The sequence below is a fragment of the Pseudomonas sp. 05N432 genome, from assembly GCF_056396945.1.
Genome location: NZ_JBFTMM010000067.1, coordinates 1 through 688, shown reverse-complemented (window position 1 = coordinate 688; position 688 = coordinate 1). Strand labels below are relative to the sequence as shown.

General features: G+C 62.9%; 1 protein-coding gene. It reads left to right on the top strand.

Annotation, left to right across the window (positions count from 1 at the left end):
- The coding region (locus tag AC1DHT_RS29220) for an Ig-like domain-containing protein (protein WP_477761596.1) at positions 1 to 688 on the top strand (688 nt) is incomplete at both ends.

Here is a 688-nt window from a genome sequence, read left to right as displayed (position 1 = left end):
CGTGACGCTCACTTACCAGATGCAGGACGAACACGGGGCGCTCTCAAGCTCCACGGTGGATGTGACCATCACTGGCACCAACGACGCACCGGTGGCAGTGGCCGATACGGCTGCCGGCACGGAAAACCAGACCCTGAGCATCGACGTGCTGGCCAACGACACCGACGTCGACGACGGCCACGCATTCACCTTGGTCAGCGCCAGTGCGCCAATCGGCCAAGGCAGTGCTAGCGTCTCGGGCAACCAGTTGCAGTTCAATCCGGGGACTGATTTCGACCACCTGGCGCAAGGCGCCACGGCCAGTGTCACGCTCAGCTACACCATGAGCGACGAGCACGGCGCAATCTCGACCAGCAGCGTAAACGTGACCATCACCGGTACCAACGACGCGCCGGTGGCGGTGGCCGATACGGCCGCCGGTACGGAAAACCAGACCCTGACGATCGACGTGCTGGCCAATGACACCGACGTCGATGATGGTCACGCGTTCACGCTGAACTCGGCCAGTGCACCGGCAAACAAGGGTACGGCCAGCGTGGTCGGTAATCAGTTGCTGTTCACCCCCGGAACTGACTTCGACCACCTGGCGCAAGGCGCGGTCGAGCACGTGACGCTCAATTACCAGATGCAGGACGAACACGGCGCGCTCTCGAGTTCCACGGTGGACGTGACCATCACCGGCACCAAC